The sequence below is a fragment of the Streptomyces sp. NBC_01551 genome (assembly GCF_026339935.1).
GTDB lineage: Bacteria > Actinomycetota > Actinomycetes > Streptomycetales > Streptomycetaceae > Streptomyces.
Map to the genome: position 1 here is coordinate 4,903,615 of NZ_JAPEPX010000001.1, position 17,267 is coordinate 4,920,881.

A 17,267-nucleotide genomic window follows, 5' to 3' on the forward strand; every position below is an offset into this window, starting at 1 on the left:
GCGCGGGCCGGTCCCCTGCCCGCCCTTCCACCGTTCCTCGGGGGCTCCGCCCCGAACCCCGCGCCTCAAACGCCGGCGGGGCTGGGTTGGGCGGGGCTGGGCCGGCGCCCAACCCCGTGCCTCAGACGGCGGCGGGGCTGGGCCGCCTCGGGCCCCGTGCCTCAGACGGCGGCGGGGCTGGGGGCTTCCTCCGGGGCCTGCGCGGGAGGCTCGGCGCCGTCGTGGTTGCCGTACCAGGCCACCGCGACCGCGCCCGTGACGGCCAGGACGAAGCCGAGGACCGCCAGCCAGGCCAGGCCCGGGCGGGAGGCGTCGCCGAGCCAGAGCACGCCGATCGCGCCGGGGAGTACCGTCTCGCCCACGACCAGGGCCGCCGTCGCGCCGTTCACCGAGCCGATCTGGAGCGCGACGGTGTGCAGGTACATGCCGCCGACACCCGCCACCACAATGGCGTAGAGCGCCGGGTCGGACAGCAGGCCGCCGAGGCTGAACGGCTCGACACCGTTGAGGATGCGGACGCCGACTCCGAGCGCGCCGAAGGCCAGGCCCGACAGCAGGCCGGCCAGGATCGCCGCCCGGGCGCCGAGGAACCGTACGGCCACCGTGCCGCCCACGATGATCAGCAGCGTCACGCCGAGCAGCCACCAGTGGGTGGACATCGGGGCGTGGTGCCCGCCCTCGTGCCCGGCGGCCGTGGCCAGCAGCACCAGCGCCGCGCAGACGACCCCGATCGAGGTCCACTCCTTGCGGGTCAGCCGGATGCCCAGCATCTTCACGCTCAGCACGGCCGTGATCACCAGGTTCGCGCTGATCACCGTCTGGGACAGGAACAGCGGAAGCAGCCGGGCTGCGAGCGCGCCGAGGCCGAACCCCACGAAGTCGAGGATCGTGCCGACGATGAACTCCCAGGTCATCGCCGCCTTCGCGGTGGAGGACAGGTTCGGTCCGCCGTGCTGGGTCACCCCGGCGGCGGCCGGGGACATCCGGGCCGCCCGACGGGAGCCCACGGCTTGCAGGACGGACCCCGTGCCGTAACAGATGGACGCCGCGATCGCGGTCAGCAGGCCTATGAGCACCGAGGGCTCCGTTCACGTCTGGCAGGTTTTGCGGTTTGATTACCTATGGCAGACGTGGGATCGGGCCGGGAAGTTGCCTCCCCGGCCCAACGGCCTCATCTCATTCGGCGCTCAGCCGGCGCACGTCACCCGGCCCGGCCCATCGTGGCGAGCGCCTCGGGGACCTCCGCCACCGAATCGACCAGCGCGATCCGCGACTCCATCCCCCGGCCCCGCGCCAGCGCCCGCAGCAGCGGCCAGGCCGGCAGGTGCTCGGTCCAGTGGTGGCGCCCGACCAGCACCATCGGGGTCGGCTCGCCCCGCGACTCGTAGTAGTTCGGCGTCGCGTTGTCGAAGATCTCCTGCACCGTGCCCGCCGCGCCCGGCAGGAACACCACGCCCGCGGTGGACCGGGCCAGCAGCCCGTCCTCCCGGGTGGCGTTCGCGAAGTACTTGGCGATGTGGCCCGCGAACGCGTTCGGCGGCTCGTGCCCGTAGAACCAGGTCGGGATGCCCACCGAGTCGCCGCCGGCCGGCCAGCGCTCCCGTACCGCGAAGGCCGCCTGCGCCCAGTCGGACACCGAGGGGGTGAAGGACGGGACCTTGGCCAGCAGTTCCAGGGCCTCCGCAAGGGCCGCGTCCGGCGCCGGGGCCAGGTACGCGCCGAGGTTCGCGGCCTCCATCGCGCCGGGTCCGCCGCCGGTGGCCACGGTCAGGCCCGACCGGGTGAGGGTGCGGCCGAGTTCCGCCGCGCCGCGGTACTCCGTACCACCGCGGGCCATGGCGTGGCCGCCCATCACGCCGACGACCCGGGCGCCCACGAGGTGCTCGTCGAGGGCGTCGGAGACGGCGTCGTCGTGGATGGAGCGCAGCATCGAGGAGAAGACGTCGCCGTCGGCCTTGGTCTCCTGGAACCAGGCGTAGGCCAGGGCGTCAGGGGTGGCCCCGTAGCCGTCGGCGAGTCCCGTGAACAGCTCGTCCGCGGTGTAGAGGAGGCCGCGGTAGGGGTTGAACGGCAGGTCGGGGACGGGCGGGTAGACCAGCGCGCCGTCCGCGCGGACCTTCGCCGACGCGTCGGGCTCCATGGCGCAGCCCAGGAACACGGCCGCCGAGGTGTCGGCGGACAGCAGTGCGAAGGTCCGCTCCAGCAGGTTGACCGACTGGATCCGGTAGCCGCTGAGCGAGCCGCGGGCCACGACCTGGTCGAATTCGGCGAGCGTCTCGATCTCGATGTCTGGGTTGACCATTCGGCCCACCCTAAGGGCTGCCCGCGTCAGCGGGTCAGTGCCAGCGACGTCAGCTGTGCCACACCCCAGCTGAGCGGTACGCACACGATCACCAGCGCGGTCGCCCGCAGCGTGGCGGCCGTACGCAGGACCGCGCCCGGGGTTCCCAGGCCCAGCAGCGTCTCCCGGGTGGCGGAGCGGGCCTGCCTGGCCTCCACCGCCGATGTGAGGAGTGTCGCTGCCGCGCACAGCACGACCAGCACGGCGGCGGGTCCCGTCAGCGGGCCCAGCGGAAGGAGCGCCGCGCCCCGCTCGGGCAGGGCCGAGACGGTGAGGGCGCCCGCGCCGACGGCGCACAGCACCCCGAGCGGGCGCCCCAGCCGGGGGGCCTCCTCCTGCAGGGCCCGGCCGGCCAGCAGGCGCAGCGCCCCGGGGCGGACGGCCTGGACCAGGGCTCCGCAGGCATAGGCCAGACCCGGCCCGGCCAGGGCGAGACCGACGGCGGTCAGGGACCAGCCGGCCGCCATGCCGGCATCGCCGTGCCCGAAGGCGGCTTCGACGGCGAGCCCGCAGGCGGTGAGGGCGATGCCCCAGGGCAGTCCGGTCTGCGGGGCGAGCGGCGGGTGCGGCCGCAGCGCGAGCGAGGTCGCGAGGGAGGCGGCCAGCGGGACCAGGGCCAGCAGGGTGAGGGCGGCCGCCAGGGGCAGTGGCCGGTCGGCGTGCAGTCGGGCGGCCGCGGCGCCGTCGAAGGGAAGCCCGGCGAGGTCGCCCCGTAGATGGAGGAAGGCGGCCAGCGCGAGCGCGCTGCCGAGCGCGCAGGCGACGGCGGTGGAGATCGCCGCGGCCAGCGTGAGCCGGACGGGCCCCAGCCCGACGGCGTCGAGCCCTTCCAGGGGCCGGGTCGCCGGGTCGGTACGGGCCACGGCGACCGCGAACTGCACGGTGGCGGCGACCGGCAGCAACGCCCAGAGCAGCTGAGGGAACGATCCGCCGGGCCGGACGGTCGCCTGCGCGAGGACGTACAGCAGCAGGAACCCGGTGCCGGCCGAGGCGGCCGCGACCAGCAGCCTGCGCAGCTGGACGAGCGGCCGGGAGCCGCGGGCTAGGCGGAGAGCGAGCACGCGGCCTGGTCCTCCGGGGTCTCGGTGGAAGCGGCGGCGGGCGCGGAACCGGCGGGCCTGCCGTCTACCAGGGCGACGCTGCGGTCGGCGACGGCCGCGGTGTCCTCGTCGTGGGTGGCCAGCAGCACGGTGATCCCGTGCGAGCGGGCCGCCGTGGTCAGCGTGCGCACGAGCAGGGCGCGCTCGGCGCGGTGCAGCGGGGCCGTCGGCTCGTCGGCGAAGATCACGGCGGGCTCGTTGACCAGGGCCCGGGCCAGGGCGACCCGCTGGCACTCGGCCCGGGTCAGGGCGCCGGGGCGCTTGCGGGCGAAGCCGCCGATGTCGAGGCGGTCCAGCCATTCGCAGGCGGCGGTCTTGGCGGCCCGGTGCGTGGCGCCGCCGATCAGCAGCGGCAGCGCGGCGTTCTCCCAGACCTTGAGCTCGGGAAGCAGCCGGGGCTCGGGGCCGATCCAGCCGAACCGGTCGCGGCGCAGCCGCTCGCGGACCAGCGCGCCCATGGTGTGCACCGGGACGCTGTTGAACCAGACCTCGCCCTGCTCGGGCACCAACTGCCCGGAAAGACAGCGCAGCAGGGTGGTCTTGCCGCTTCCGCGCGGGCCGGTCACGGCCAGGATCTCGCCTTGGCGGACGCCGACCGAGACCCCGATGAGGCCGGGCGAGCCGCTGTGGGAGTAGTGAAGGGACCGCGCCCAGAGGACATCATTGTCGGCTGGGGCAGTGTCCGGTGGAGCCACCATGGCGTACACCTCCGTCCGGGGGAACGAAGCGGAGCCCGTTGAGTCACTGGCGCCGCAATGAGATGTAAAGAGATGAACGTCTTGGATGGTGACAGCACACGGCCCGGACCCCCGCGTTCTCACTCGAACGGGCGGCCCGGGCCGGGTATCCGGACTAGGTGCAGCCTGGATGGTGGAGCTCGGGTTACAGCTTGGTCCACGCCTCGGTGAGCACCGAGCGCAGGATCCCCTCGATCTCGTCGAAGGTGCCCTGGTCCGCGATCAGCGGCGGGGCCAGCTGGATGACCGGGTCACCGCGGTCGTCGGCCCGGCAGTACAGGCCGTTCTCGAAGAGCGCCTTGGAGAGGAAGCCGTAGAGCACGCGCTCCGTCTCCTCGTCCGTGAAGGACTCCTTCGTGACCTTGTCCTTGACGAGCTCGATGCCGTAGAAGAAGCCGTTGCCGCGGACGTCGCCGACGATGGGCAGGTCGTGCAGCTTCTTCAGCGTCGAGAAGAAGGCGTCCTCGTTGTCCAGCACGTGCTGGTTGAGGCCTTCCTTGTCGAAGATGTCGAGGTTGGCCAGCGCCACCGCGGAGGACACCGGGTGTCCGCCGAAGGTGTAGCCGTGCAGGAAGGTGTTGTCGCCCTTGTAGAACGGCTCCGCGATGCGGTCCGAGACGATGCAGGCGCCGATCGGGGAGTAGCCCGAGGTCATGCCCTTGGCGCAGGTGATCATGTCCGGCACGTAGCCGAACTTGTCACAGGCGAACATCGTGCCGAGGCGGCCGAAGGCGCAGATCGTCTCGTCGGAGACGAGGAGCACGTCGTACTCGTCGCAGATCTCGCGGACCCGCTGGAAGTACCCGGGCGGCGGCGGGAAGCAGCCGCCGGCGTTCTGCACCGGCTCCAGGAAGACGGCGGCGACGGTGTCGGCGCCCTCGAACAGGATCTCCTGCTCGATCTGGTCGGCGCACCAGCGGCCGAAGGCCTCCGGGTCGTCGCCGTAGATCGGGGCGCGGTAGATGTTGGTGTTCGGCACCTTGTGCGCGCCGGGGACCAGCGGCTCGAAGGGGGCCTTCAGGGCCGGCAGGCCGGTGATGGACAGGGCGCCCTGCGGGGTGCCGTGGTAGGCGACCGCACGCGAGATGACCTTGTACTTGGTGTGCTTGCCCTGGAGCTTGAAGTACTGCTTCGCCAGCTTCCAGGCGGTCTCGACGGCCTCGCCGCCGCCGGTGGTGAAGAAGACCTTGTTCAGGTCGCCCGGGGCGTAGTCCGCGAGGCGCTCGGCGAGCTCCACGGCCTTGGGGTGCGCGTACGACCAGATGGGGAAGAACGCGAGTTCCTGCGCCTGCTTGTAGGCGACCTCGGCCAGTTCCTTGCGGCCGTGACCGGCGTTGACCACGAACAGTCCGGCGAGACCGTCCAGGTAGCGCTTGCCCTTGTCGTCGAAGATGTAGGTGCCCTCACCCCGCACGATGGTGGGGACGGGGGAGTTCTCGTACGACGACATGCGGGTGAAGTGCATCCACAGGTGGTCGTACGCGGTCTTGGAGAGGTCCTGGCTCACGGGCTATCGAGTTCCCCACATGTAGGTCTGCTTCTTCAGCTTCAGGTAAACGAAGCTTTCGGTTGATCGCACGCCGGGGAGCGCGCGGATCTTCTTGTTGATCGTCTCCAGCAGGTGGTCGTCGTCCTCGCAGACGATCTCCACCATCAGGTCGAACGAGCCCGCGGTCATGACCACGTACTCGCACTCGGCCATCTGGGTCAGTGCGTCGGCCACCGGATCGAGGTCGCCCTCGACGTTGATGCCGACCATGGCCTGGCGTCGCAGGCCCACGGTGAGCGGGTCGGTGACGGCGACGATCTGCATGACGCCCTGGTCGAGCAGCTTCTGTACGCGCTGGCGCACAGCCGCCTCCGACAGGCCGACGGCCTTGCCGATCGCCGCGTAGGGACGGCGTCCGTCCTCCTGCAGTTGCTCGATGATCGCCAGGGACACAGCATCGACCGAAGGGGACGGTTGTCTGTTCCTGGAATCTGCGCTTCGACTGACCACGACCTCACTGTGCACGAGGAGTCGTCTGTTCCGCAAGACGGAATCGATGAAATCCGTTGTCTGGGGACTCAGATCTCACTGATTTCGTAGTTCATGGCGTCTGGCCCTGCCGAAAGCGTCCGCCTAGGGGCTAGGATTGGGATTCGTCTCAATCGTTGGACATGTGATCAGGAGTGTGGCTGGAGTGACCACCGAACTGCGTCGTCTGCGCAACTACATCGGCGGAGAGTTCAAGGACGCCGCCGACGGGCGGACCACCGAGGTGGTCAACCCCGCCACCGGCGAGGCCTACGCCACCGCCCCGCTGTCCGGTCAGGCCGATGTCGACGCGGCCATGGCCGCGGCCGCCGCCGCCTTCCCGGCCTGGCGTGACACCACCCCCTCGGAGCGGCAGAAGGCCCTGCTCAAGATCGCGGACGCCTTCGAGGCGCGCGCGGACGAGCTCGTGGCCGCCGAGTCGGAGAACACCGGCAAGCCGCTGGGCCTGACGGCCAGCGAGGAGCTGCCGCCGATGGTGGACCAGATCCGCTTCTTCGCGGGTGCGGCCCGCCTGCTCGAAGGCCGCTCGGCCGGCGAGTACATGGACGGGATGACCTCGATCATCCGCCGCGAGCCGGTCGGTGTCTGTGCCCAGGTCGCGCCGTGGAACTACCCGATGATGATGGCCGTCTGGAAGTTCGCCCCGGCCATCGCCGCGGGCAACACGGTCGTCCTGAAGCCCTCGGACACCACCCCGGCCTCCACCGTCCTGATGGCCGAGATCATCGACTCGATCCTGCCCAAGGGCGTCTTCAACGTCATCTGCGGTGACCGCGAGACCGGCAAGGCCATGGTCGAGCACTCCACCCCGGCGATGGCCTCCATCACCGGCTCGGTGCGCGCGGGCATGCAGGTTGCCGAGAGCGCCTCCAAGGACGTCAAGCGCGTCCACCTGGAGCTCGGCGGCAAGGCCCCGGTCGTGGTCTTCGAGGACGCCGACCTCGCCAAGGCCGTCGAGGACATCGCCGTCGCCGGCTACTTCAACGCCGGCCAGGACTGCACCGCCGCCACCCGCGTGCTCGTGCACGAGTCGATCCACGACGAGTTCGTGTCCGCGCTGGCCAAGGCCGCCGCCGACACCAAGACCGGTCAGCCGGACGACGAGGACGTGCTCTACGGCGCGCTGAACAACCCGAACCAGCTCAAGCAGGTCGCGGGCTTCATCGAGCGCCTCCCGGCGCACGCCAAGGTCGAGGCGGGCGGCCACCGGGTCGGCGAGAAGGGCTACTTCTACGCCCCGACCGTGGTCTCCGGCCTGAAGCAGGACGACGAGATCATCCAGAACGAGGTCTTCGGCCCCGTCATCACCGTCCAGTCCTTCACGGACGAGGCCCAGGCCCTGGAGTACGCGAACGGCGTCGAGTTCGCCCTCGCCTCCTCCGTGTGGACCAAGGACCACGGCCGCGCGATGCGGATGTCCAAGAACCTCGACTTCGGCTGCGTGTGGATCAACACCCACATCCCGCTCGTCGCCGAGATGCCGCACGGCGGCTTCAAGAAGTCCGGCTACGGCAAGGACCTCTCCGCCTACGGCTTCGAGGACTACACGCGCATCAAGCACGTCATGACCTCGCTCGACGGCTGAGCGCGCTGAGCTGATCACAACACAGCGCTGACGGGGCGGGCAGTAGACAACATGTCTATTGCCCGCCCCCTCGCGTTCCCCCAGGCTTTGCCCATGCCTGAACTCCCCTTCTCCCGCCGCGCGGTGCTGCGCGGCCTGGGCGCCGCGGGCCTGGTGGCCGGCCTCGCCGGCTGCGGTGTGCCCGCGGCCTACGTCCCCGAGGACCGCCGGGAAGGCCCGGACCGCTCCGACCGGGACCAGAGCGTCGACTTCTCGAACTGGCCGCTCTACATCGACACCGATGAAGAGGACGAGTCGCGCCGGCCCACGCTGGCCGCCTTCACGCAGCGGACCGGCATCACGGTCCGCTACACCGAGGAGATCAACGACAACGACGAGTTCTTCGGCAAGATCAGCCCGGCCCTCATGAACCGCCAGGAGACCGGCCACGACATCGTGGTGGTCAGCGACTGGATGGCCGCCCGCTTCGTCCACCTGGGCTGGGCCCAGAAGATGGACCGGTCGGCACAGTCCAACGTGGCCCGGTACCTCGACCCGCAGCTGGCTTCCCCCGCCTTCGACGAGGGCCGCCTGCACACCGTCCCGTGGCAGTCGGGGATCACCGGCATCGCCTACAACCGCAAGGCGCTCGGCCGGGAGATCAAGTCCGTCAAGGACCTGTGGCACCCCGACCTCGCGGGCAAGGTCACCCTCCTGTCCGGGCTCGACGAGTCCTTCGCCCTCCTGATGCAGGGCGACGGCGTGGACGTCACCCGGTGGACCGAGTCCGACTTCCACCGGATGTGCGACCGGGTCGAGAGCATGGTGAAGAAGAAGCACATCCGCCGCTTCACCGGCAACGACTACACCTCCGATCTGAGCAAGGGCGACGTGCTGGCCTGCCAGGCCTACTCCGGCGACGCCATCCAGCTCCAGGCCGACAACCCGGACATCGAGTTCGTGGTCCCCGAGGAGGGCGCCGAGCTCTGGGCGGAGAGCCTGCTCGTCCCCAACCTCGCCCGGCACAAGGCCAATGCCGAGTCGCTGATCGACTACTACTACGACCCCGAGGTGGCCGCCGAGCTCGCCGCCTCCGTCAACTACGTCTGCCCGGTGCCGGCCGCCCGCGAGGTCCTGGCCGCCGCCGAGGACAAGGAGACCGCCGAACTCGCCGAGAACCAGCTGATCTTCCCCGACGACGACATGCGCAAGCGGCTCGTCGTGGCCCGGGACATCTCCTCGGCCGAGCGCCGGACCCTGGCCAAGCGCTGGAACTCCATCGTCGGACTCTGAGGGGGCCGCCGGTTTCCGATCACGGTCCGGGCACAGGATTGAACATGTTCAGGAAATTGACTGAACGTGTTCAGAAACAGGCGTACGCTTCCTTCCATGAGCGAGAGAAGCGCCCTTCGGCGGCGGATCCGTGCCTGGCTTGCCCTGTTCCTCGTCTGCCTCGTGCTCAGCGGGCTCACGGCCTTCCCCCTGGTCAGTGAGCTCCACTGGGCCAACTCCCTGGCGTCGAACGAGTGGCTGCGACGCGTGGGCGACGGCCTGGACCGTGCCGACGCGGACTACCCCTTCCTCCTCTACGGCACCGACTGGCTCGCCTTCGCCCACCTGGTGATCGCCGTCTTCTTCTACGGAGTCCACCGCGACCCCGTCCGCAACATATGGATCGTCGAGGCCGGCATGATCGCCTGCGTCGGGATCGTCCCGCTGGCCCTGATCTGCGGCCCCATCCGGGGCATCCCCTTCTGCTGGAGCGTGATCGACATGGCGTTCGGCGTCTTCGGGATCATCCCCCTGCTGGTGCTCCGCCGCATGATCAAGCGCCTGGAGTCGCTGCCGGCCTCGTGAAGGCGGCTGTGACGATTGCGAACGCCACCTTGTTCATGTCCGCCCCCTTGGCGTCCGTGGAGTTGACCGAGTAGACGAGGGTGCGCGAGAGGTCCCGCGTCCCGCCGATCACGGTGCTGTACCCGTACCGGGAGCCCGTCTTGCCGTAGGCCACGGTGCCGTCCGGCAGCACGAACCGCTTCATGCCCGCGGTGTGCACCGCCTCCTCCCCGGACTCGAAGTCCGCCACCTCGGGCACCGTGAACATCTCCTCCAGCTGAGCCTTCGGCACGACCTTCCCGCTGAACAGGGCCACGGTGAACTTCTCCAGGTCCGCCGTGGTCGATATCAGGTCCCCGGCGGCCCAGTTGGACGAGGAGTTCCAGTCGGTGACGTCGACCAGCGAGGTGCCGCCCCCGGGCCGCGCCACTGCCTGGTAGCCGTGGTGGTGCGGCCCCGGTATCCGGTTCTGGGTGCGGGCCGGGATCGAGGTGTCCCGCAGCCCCAGCGGCCTCAGGACCCGGTCGGACAGCGCCTGTTCGTACGACGTGCCCGTCAGCTTCTCGATCAGTACGGCCAGGATCGTGTAGTCGATGTTCAGGTAGTGCTGCTTCTCGCCCGGCCGGAACTCGGGCCCCTTCGCCGCCGCGGTGGCGATCAGCGTGTGCGGGTCCACCACGTCGAAGCGGTGCGCGTACTGCTCCTCGAACGAGTCCCCGGGGCCCTCGCCCGCCGGTATGCCGCTCGTGTAGTTCAGCAACTGCCGCACGCTGACGGGCTCGAAGCCCCCGCGGCCGGCGGGCAGCAGCCCCGGCAGGTACCGCTGTACCGGCCGGTCCAGATCCACCCGGCCCTCGGCCGCCAGTTGCAGCACCACCGCCGCGGTGAAGGTCTTGGTCACCGACCCGGCCCGGAACCGGGCGTCCTCGATGGGCCCGCGCCCCGTACGGAGGTCCGCGACGCCGGCGCTGCCCCGCCAGCCTCCGCTCGTACCGCCCACCCGGACCAGCGCGGCGGTGGCCTCCCCGCTCCGCGCGCCGACCCCGGCCAGCGCCTTCCGCAGCGCCACCGCGTCGGGCGGCGCCGTGAACACGGGCGCGGCGGCGACTCCCGCAGTTGCCGAAGCCGAAGCCGAAGCCGAAGCCGAAGCCGGGGCCGGGGCCGCGTGGGCGACGGTTGGCCCGGACGCGATGCCCAGGACCAGGGCGGCGGCGATCAGTGTGCGTGCGCGAGCGTTCATGGCGGGATCCCCCTCGTGGCCTCTCGGGGCGACGTCCGCCCCGATGACCTCAATGCTCCTGGTCAGAGGGGTCGTTGCGGATCACCAATGAGAGGGGTCTTCAGCAGTACGACAACTCACCTGCCAGAGGGAGCCGCCCCGCCACGTCTCACCCGCCAGAGCGAGATACCCCGGAGCCAGTCACGACCCGGCCGAGATCAGCCCCGTCTCGTACGCGCAGATCACGGCCTGGATCCGGTCCCGCAGCCCCAGCTTCGACAGCACGTTCCCCACATGGGACTTCACCGTGTGCTCGCTCACCGTCAAGGCCGCCGCGATCTCCGCGTTCGACAGCCCCCGCCCCAGATGCAGCAGCGTTTCCCGCTCCCGCGCCGTCAGCACCTCCAGCCGTTGCGGCGAAAGCACGGACCCCGCCGCCGGCCGCGCCGTCGCCGCCGTGTACTCCTCGATCAGCCGCCGCGCCACCGACGGCGCCAGCAGCGACTCGCCCGCCGCCACCACCCGTACCGCGTGCACCAGATCGTCCCGCCGCACGTCCTTCAGCAGGAACCCGCTCGCCCCCGCGTGCAGGGCCTCGTACACGTACTCGTCCGAGTCGAAGGTCGTCAGCATCACCGTCCGGCACGCGCCGTGCGCCGAGATCGTCCGGCAGGCCTCGATCCCGTCGAGCACCGGCATCCGGATGTCCAGCAGCGCCACGTCCGGGTCCAGCTCCCGCACCGCGGCCACCGCCGCCGCGCCGTCACCGACCTCCGCGACGACCTCGATGTCCTCCTGGGCGTCCAGGATCATCGCGAAGCCGCTGCGCACCAGCTCCTGGTCATCGGCCACCACCACACGGATCGTCAATTCCCCACCTCCAGCGGCGAGGTTACAAGCACCACCCGCACCGCGAACCCCGCGCCGCCGGGCCCCGGCCCGCACTCCGCCGTCCCGCCGTGGGCCGCAGCGCGCTCCCGGATCCCGATCAGCCCGTGGCCGCCCGAGGAACCCCCGGGCCCCCGCCCGTCGTCCACGACCGACACCGCCAGCGCCCGCTCCCCGTACTCCAGCCGGACCGTCACCTCCGAGGCCCCGGCGTGCTTCACCACGTTCGTCAGCGCCTCCTGCACCACCCGGTGCACCGTGGCCTCCAGCGCCGCCGGCAGCGCGCGCACCGCGCCCGTCCGGTCGTACGACACCGTCAGCCCGCTGCCCCGGACCCGCTCCAGCAGCCCCGTCAGCTCCTCGACACCCGGCTGCGGCCCGCGCGGGGAGGCCGGAGCGGCGCCGTCCGTCCGCAGCACCCCCAGCATCGTCCGCAGCTGCGCCATCGCGTCCCGCCCCGTGTCCGCGATCGCGTCGAACGCGGCCTCGGCCCGCTCGGGAGCCCGGCGCACCGCCACCGGTCCGGCCTCCGCCTGCACGATCATGATGCTGACGGCGTGCGAGAGGATGTCGTGCATCTCCCGCGCGATCCGGGCCCGTTCGCGCGCCGCCGCCTGCTCCGCCTCGATCCGGTTCGCCCGCTCCAGCTCGGCGGCCCGCGCCTCGATGGCCGCCGTGTAGGCCTGCCGGGTGTGCTGCAGCCGCCCCAGCGCGTACGCCGCCGCGAAGACGAACAGCGCGAACAGCAGCTCACGGGCCGTCCCGGTGTTGAACGCCACCGACGCCAGGATCAGCCCGGTCAGCGTCACGCCCATGGCGACCCGCACCCGCACCGGGCACAGCAGCGCCATCGTGTACACGCCGATCAGCGGGGCGTACGGCAGCGGCTGCCCGGGTCCGTCCAGCGCCAGCGTGTAGACCGAGCCGGCCGCGACCATCCCGAAGATCGCCGCCACGGGCGCCCGCCGCCGCCACACCAGCGGCACGTTGCCCAGCGTGGTCAGCAGGTACGCCGGCCAGGTGGCCGGAGAGTCCAGCGGATCGCGGGGCACGACGAACGGGATCGTCGTCGCCACCTGCACCAGCAGCGTCAGCCCCAGGTCCCGCCAGCGCGGATCGGCCCGCCGGATCCGCTCCCCCCAGGCGCGCATCACCGGCCGAACTCGGCCCGTACGTCCTCCAGCGCGTCCAGCCGGTTCGTGGTCACGGAGTCCACCCCGGCCGCGATGACCCGGCGCATCGCCCGCTTCGTGTCGGTCGTCCAGGCCGAGACCAGAAGGCCGTCCCGGTGCAGGGCGTCCGCCAGCTCGCGGCTGACCAGCCCGAAGCGGTAGTTGAGCCAGGCCGGGGCCAGCGCGTCGATCAGCACCCGGCGCGGCGGGGACAGGGACGTCCAGGTCAGCGCGATCTCCGCGCCCGGATCGGCGGCGCGTACCGCGAGCATGCTGTGCGCGCCCGCGCAGTAGTACGTACGGTCGCGCGCCCCGCACTCGCGGACCAGGTCGACGACCTTGCGTACTCCCTCGGGCGTCGCGCCCGGCAGGTCGATCATCAGCCGGCCCGCGCCGGCGGCCGCCAGGGCCGCGCGCAGCGTCGGGACCGCGCCCCCGGCCAGCTCCCCCAGCTGCGGGGCCGTGACGGCGTCGAGCCGCACGTCATGGCCCCACAGCCGCTGGAGCGTCTCGTCGTGGAGGAGCACCGGCACCCCGTCGCGGGTCAGCCGTACGTCGATCTCGACCGCGTCCGCCCCGCGGGCGAAGGCGGAGCGGATGGAGGGAAGGGTGTTCTCACGGGCACGGTACGGATCGCCGCGGTGGCCGACGGCAGTCAGGGTACGCATGCACCCCATTCTCCGCAGGCGTCAGCGCGCCAGCCAGGCGGCGGTGTACGTGTCGATCTCGGCGCTGATCCTCGCCTTGCCGGCCTCGTCCAGGAAGGAGGCCTCGACGGCGTTCTTCGCCAGCTGCGCCAGCCCCCGCTCGTCGAGGTCGAGGAGCCGGGCGGCCACCGCGTACTCGTTGTTGAGGTCGGAGCCGAACATCGGCGGGTCGTCGCTGTTGATGGTGACGAGCACGCCCGCCGCGACCATCTCCTTGACCGGGTGCCGGTCCAGGTCGGTCACCGCGCGGGTGGCGATGTTCGAGGTCGGGCAGACCTCCAGCGCGATCCGGTGCTCGGCGAGGTAGGCGAGCAGCTCCGGGTCCTGCGTGGCGCTGGTGCCGTGGCCGATGCGCTCGGCGCCGAGGTCCCGGATCGAGTCCCAGATCGTCTCCGGGCCGGTGGTCTCGCCGGCGTGCGGGACGCTGTGCAGGCCGGCGGCGCGGGCGGCGTCGAAGTACGGCTTGAACTGCGGGCGCGGCACACCGATCTCGGGGCCGCCGAGGCCGAAGGAGACCAGGCCCTCGGGGCGCAGGTCGACGGCGAGGCGCGCGGTCTCGGCGGCGGCCTCCAGGCCGGCCTCGCCGGGGATGTCGAAGCACCAGCGCAGGATGACGCCGAGCTCGGTCTCGGCGGCCTTGCGGGCGTCCTCGATGGCCTCCATGAAGGCCTTCTCGTCGATGCCGCGGCGGGTGGAGGAGTACGGGGTGATGGTCAGCTCGGCGTAGCGGATGTTCTGCCGGGCCATGTCGCGGGCGACTTCGAAGGTGAGCGTGCGGACGTCGTCCGGAGTGCGGACCAGGTCGACGACCGAGAGGTAGACATCGATGAAGTGCGCGAAGTCGGTGAAGGTGAAGTAGTCGGCGAGCGCCTCGGGGTCGGTGGGGACCTTCGAGTCGGGGTGGCGGGCGGCGAGTTCGGCCACGATGCGCGGGGAAGCCGAGCCGACGTGGTGGACGTGGAGTTCGGCCTTGGGCAGCCCCGCGATGAAGGGGGTCAGGTCGGGCATGAGGGGGCCTCCGGGAGGACGCGGTGCGGACAGAGCGGCTTCATCGTAGGCAGGCCCCCGGGAGTGTCGGTGCCAGCCCTTAGCATGGCTGTACGAGAGGGGGGCGCCGTATGACCGACCACAGCCCCGAGCCGCGCGATCCGTGGGCACCGCCGGAGCGGCCGGCCGTCGATCCGGTGAAGCAGCAGGGCACGCCGGGCGTGTCGGGCGCGCCGTCCGGGCCGTCCACGCCGTCCGTGCACGACCAGCCGACCATCGCGGGGATGCCCGGCGCCGAGTTCCCGCAGGCCTCCGCGCCGTCGCCGGCGACGCACCCGATGCCGATACCCGGGGCCTCGCCGGTGACCCCGCCCGGGTCCCCGGCCTACGGGTATCCGTCCCAGCCCGCCCCCGGCGGTTACGGCTACCCGGTCCAGCCGCAGGCCCCGGCGTCCTACGGCTATCCCGGCTACCCGGGCTCCACCGGCTACCCGGCGGCCTACCCGGGAGCGCAGCCGAACAACGGCTTCGGCGTCACCTCGCTCGTCCTCGGCATCCTCTCGGTCGTCGGATGCGTCACCAGCATCTTCGCGGTCGCGCTCGGCATCGCCGCCGTCGTCTTCGGCGCCCTGGGCCGGGGCAAGGCGAACCGCGGTGAGGCCACGAACGGGGGCATGGCGCTGGCCGGTCTGATCCTGGGCGCGGTGGGCATCGTGCTGGGCGGCCTGCTGCTCGCGATCATGGGAGTCGGCCTGCTCGCCGACCTCGGTGAGCTCGACGACGACTCGGGCTACGACAGCCCGTACTCGAACTCGCAGAACCACCAGCGGGTCTGACGCGCCGACAGGGCCGGCCCCGGGGGCAGTCGCCGCCCGGGCCCGGCCCCGTCGTCCGCGCCCTCGCGCGGGCGGTGCTACGCCGCGGCCCACGGCCAGTCGGCGTCCCGGCCGCCCTCGATCAGGGAGACCATGCGGAAGGCCGCGTCGGTCAGCCCGCCGAAGGTGTGCCGGTTGCCGGAGCCGGCGGGCGCGTGCCCGACCCGGTACCCGGCCAGGTTCCAGGTGTAGACCGCGACCGTGTCCGGCACCAGCGCCGTCGGGTCGCCGCCGTAGTGGTAGGTGGCCTGCTCGTCCGTGACGATCAGGACCCGGTCGTGGTCCGCGAAGTGCTGCCGGATCGCCTCGGCGGTGTAGGTGCCGCCCAGGTTCTCGAAGCGGTCCAGCACCTTGAGCACGGACTCGCCGCGCGCGTACGCGACCGCCTTGCTTCCGGTGCCGAACTGCACGAGGTCCGCGTGCTCGGCCCGCAGCGCCAGCGCCGTACCGAAGATCGCCGCCGCGTCCGCCCGGTTGAGCTGCGAACGGTCCGAGAGCGGGGACCACATCGACCCGGACCGGTCGACCAGGATCAGCGTCCGCCCCGGCAGGGCCGGTACGTTGGCCAGCGAGTGGCCGAGCGCCTGCTCCAGCGGATACGCCCAGCGCAGCGACGGCGCGTGCTGGTAGGCGGCGAGGTAGCGGAAGGGGAACTGCCGCGACCGCGCCACGACCTCGGGGTCGGAGATCTTCGCCGCGACGCCCGCCGCCACCGCGTCCGAGACCCCGGCCTGGTCGAAGTTGCGCAGGTTCCGCAGCAGCGCCATCACTCCCATGGACGGGATGACCGCCTCCCAGGCGGCCGCGTCCATCGGGCCCTGCAGCCACCCGGCCAGCGCCTCCCACGTCATGCCCGCCGCGGCCAGCCGCTCGGCCCCGTCGGGGGCGGTGACCACGGCCCGGCGCTCCGTCACGGGCAGCTCCATGAGCTCCCGGTGCGCGGCCAGGGTGCGGTTGCCGGCCGGCACCTCGGCGGTCTCGGGGTGGTGCCGGCGGTCGAGGGCGTACCGGAACAGCTCGCCCTGCCAGGCCTTGGCCGGGTCGGGGGAGGCGTGCACGAGATTGAGGACGTCGCCGAAGCGGAAGCCCTTGGAGGCGGTGTCGTACTTCAGCAGCGAGGTGCCGGAGTAGAGCCGGCGCACGGCGTCGGCGATTCCGCGCTTGACGGGCTTGGGCACGTTCCGCCCGTACGTCGCCGTCCAGTACGCCAGCAGCTCACCGGGCTCGTCCGCGCGGCGCAGCACGGAGTCCACGACCTGCCGGTTCGACGGGCCCCCGGTGACCGAGGCGTCGAGCCGCGCCCGGACGTACTCGGCGGCGCCGACGAGTGAGGCAGTGCGCATGTTGCCGTCGCCCCGGAGCCAGGCCAGCAGGCCGGCGGTCCACTCGGGATCCTCGACGGCGAGCCGTCGCACGAGCGCCGCGAACCGGTCGTCGCGGGCCTGGCCGCCCTCGTAGAAGGTCTGCTGCGTCACGAAGTTGGCGACGGCGAGCAGGAACAGCTCGGAGCGCGGGTCGCGGACGAAGCCCGCGCCGCCCTGGTGACCAGTGGCGCGCCGGCCGGTGGTCCGGACGGGTGAGGTGGCCGCGGCGGACGGAGCGGCAGCGGAGGCCGAAGTGGCCGCGGTCTTGGCGGACTTGGTCTTGGACGAGCGCAGGTTGAAACGAGCCATGTGAATCCCCCCGAATTCAGTGGAAACCGGGGGAGGCGTGACGTGCGGGATGCCCGAGATCAGAGGTCGGCGACGGACTGTAGCCGGGCGAGCTTCCAAGCTGCTCCACCAGCCGAGGCTGGGCGGGATT

At 71.8% G+C, this 17,267-nt stretch carries 16 protein-coding genes; 4 read left to right on the forward strand and 12 right to left on the reverse strand.

Annotated elements, in window-relative coordinates; all coding sequences use genetic code 11:
• Positions 1–161 precede the first annotated feature (161 nt).
• The 6 genes from OG982_RS22360 to OG982_RS22385 all read right to left on the reverse strand — a co-directional run bounded on the left by OG982_RS22360 (position 162) and on the right by OG982_RS22385 (position 6,192).
• Entirely contained in the window at positions 162–1,076 is a 915-nt protein-coding gene (locus OG982_RS22360) for a hypothetical protein (protein ID WP_266784039.1), read from the reverse strand.
• Between the two features lie 125 nt (positions 1,077–1,201).
• Positions 1,202–2,302, reverse strand: a complete 1,101-nt coding sequence (locus OG982_RS22365) for an LOG family protein (RefSeq protein WP_266949163.1) — start codon at positions 2,300–2,302, stop codon at positions 1,202–1,204.
• 26 nt (positions 2,303–2,328) lie between these two features.
• Positions 2,329–3,402, reverse strand: coding sequence for a hypothetical protein (locus OG982_RS22370; protein ID WP_266949165.1), 1,074 nt, complete (start codon positions 3,400–3,402; stop codon positions 2,329–2,331).
• Entirely contained in the window at positions 3,384–4,148 is a 765-nt protein-coding gene (locus OG982_RS22375; protein WP_266784033.1) for an ABC transporter ATP-binding protein, read from the reverse strand. Before OG982_RS22375 ends, OG982_RS22370 begins: the two co-directional genes overlap by 19 nt.
• 175 nt (positions 4,149–4,323) lie before the next feature.
• On the reverse strand, positions 4,324–5,685 hold the full coding sequence (locus OG982_RS22380; protein ID WP_030162551.1) for an aspartate aminotransferase family protein: 1,362 nt from the start codon (positions 5,683–5,685) through the stop codon (positions 4,324–4,326).
• A gap of 3 nt (positions 5,686–5,688) precedes the next feature.
• The gene (locus OG982_RS22385) at positions 5,689–6,192 is read right to left on the reverse strand and encodes an Lrp/AsnC family transcriptional regulator (protein ID WP_030298396.1); all 504 of its coding nucleotides are present in this window, start codon (positions 6,190–6,192) and stop codon (positions 5,689–5,691) included.
• Between the two features lie 169 nt (positions 6,193–6,361).
• Between OG982_RS22385 and OG982_RS22390 the strand changes: the two genes are divergently transcribed.
• From OG982_RS22390 to OG982_RS22400, 3 genes are all read left to right on the forward strand, one after another.
• Positions 6,362–7,801, forward strand: coding sequence for a gamma-aminobutyraldehyde dehydrogenase (locus OG982_RS22390; RefSeq protein ID WP_266784030.1), 1,440 nt, complete (start codon positions 6,362–6,364; stop codon positions 7,799–7,801).
• 93 nt (positions 7,802–7,894) lie between these two features.
• Positions 7,895–9,073 carry a PotD/PotF family extracellular solute-binding protein gene (locus OG982_RS22395; protein WP_266784028.1) on the forward strand — a complete coding sequence of 393 codons (1,179 nt, stop codon included), beginning with the start codon at positions 7,895–7,897 and terminating at the stop codon, positions 9,071–9,073.
• Between the two features lie 96 nt (positions 9,074–9,169).
• Positions 9,170–9,637, forward strand: coding sequence for a hypothetical protein (locus OG982_RS22400; protein ID WP_266949166.1), 468 nt, complete (start codon positions 9,170–9,172; stop codon positions 9,635–9,637).
• On the opposite strand, the gene OG982_RS22405 is transcribed toward OG982_RS22400, so the two are convergent.
• From OG982_RS22405 to OG982_RS22425, 5 genes are all read right to left on the reverse strand, one after another.
• A complete protein-coding gene (locus OG982_RS22405) occupies positions 9,606–10,856 on the reverse strand; it encodes a serine hydrolase (RefSeq protein WP_266949168.1) in 1,251 nt (416 codons plus the stop codon). The two genes, OG982_RS22400 and OG982_RS22405, sit on opposite strands and share 32 nt — an antisense overlap.
• 180 nt (positions 10,857–11,036) lie before the next feature.
• The gene (locus tag OG982_RS22410) at positions 11,037–11,705 is read right to left on the reverse strand and encodes a response regulator transcription factor (protein ID WP_266949170.1); all 669 of its coding nucleotides are present in this window, start codon (positions 11,703–11,705) and stop codon (positions 11,037–11,039) included.
• The gene (locus OG982_RS22415) at positions 11,702–12,874 is read right to left on the reverse strand and encodes a sensor histidine kinase (protein ID WP_266949171.1); all 1,173 of its coding nucleotides are present in this window, start codon (positions 12,872–12,874) and stop codon (positions 11,702–11,704) included. The genes OG982_RS22410 and OG982_RS22415 overlap by 4 nt, the downstream gene beginning before the upstream one ends.
• Positions 12,874–13,572, reverse strand: a complete 699-nt coding sequence (locus tag OG982_RS22420; RefSeq protein ID WP_266784018.1) for a glycerophosphodiester phosphodiesterase — start codon at positions 13,570–13,572, stop codon at positions 12,874–12,876. The genes OG982_RS22415 and OG982_RS22420 overlap by 1 nt, the downstream gene beginning before the upstream one ends.
• A 12-nt stretch (positions 13,573–13,584) precedes the next feature.
• Positions 13,585–14,610, reverse strand: coding sequence for an adenosine deaminase (locus OG982_RS22425; protein WP_266784016.1), 1,026 nt, complete (start codon positions 14,608–14,610; stop codon positions 13,585–13,587).
• A gap of 110 nt (positions 14,611–14,720) precedes the next feature.
• Between OG982_RS22425 and OG982_RS22430 the strand changes: the two genes are divergently transcribed.
• Positions 14,721–15,425: a DUF4190 domain-containing protein gene (locus tag OG982_RS22430; RefSeq protein ID WP_266949172.1), complete on the forward strand. Its 705-nt coding sequence runs from the start codon at positions 14,721–14,723 to the stop codon at positions 15,423–15,425.
• A gap of 77 nt (positions 15,426–15,502) precedes the next feature.
• Here the strand turns inward: OG982_RS22430 and OG982_RS22435 are convergent, their stop codons facing one another.
• Positions 15,503–17,137, reverse strand: coding sequence for a TROVE domain-containing protein (locus OG982_RS22435; RefSeq protein WP_266784012.1), 1,635 nt, complete (start codon positions 17,135–17,137; stop codon positions 15,503–15,505).
• Positions 17,138–17,267 lie beyond the last annotated feature (130 nt).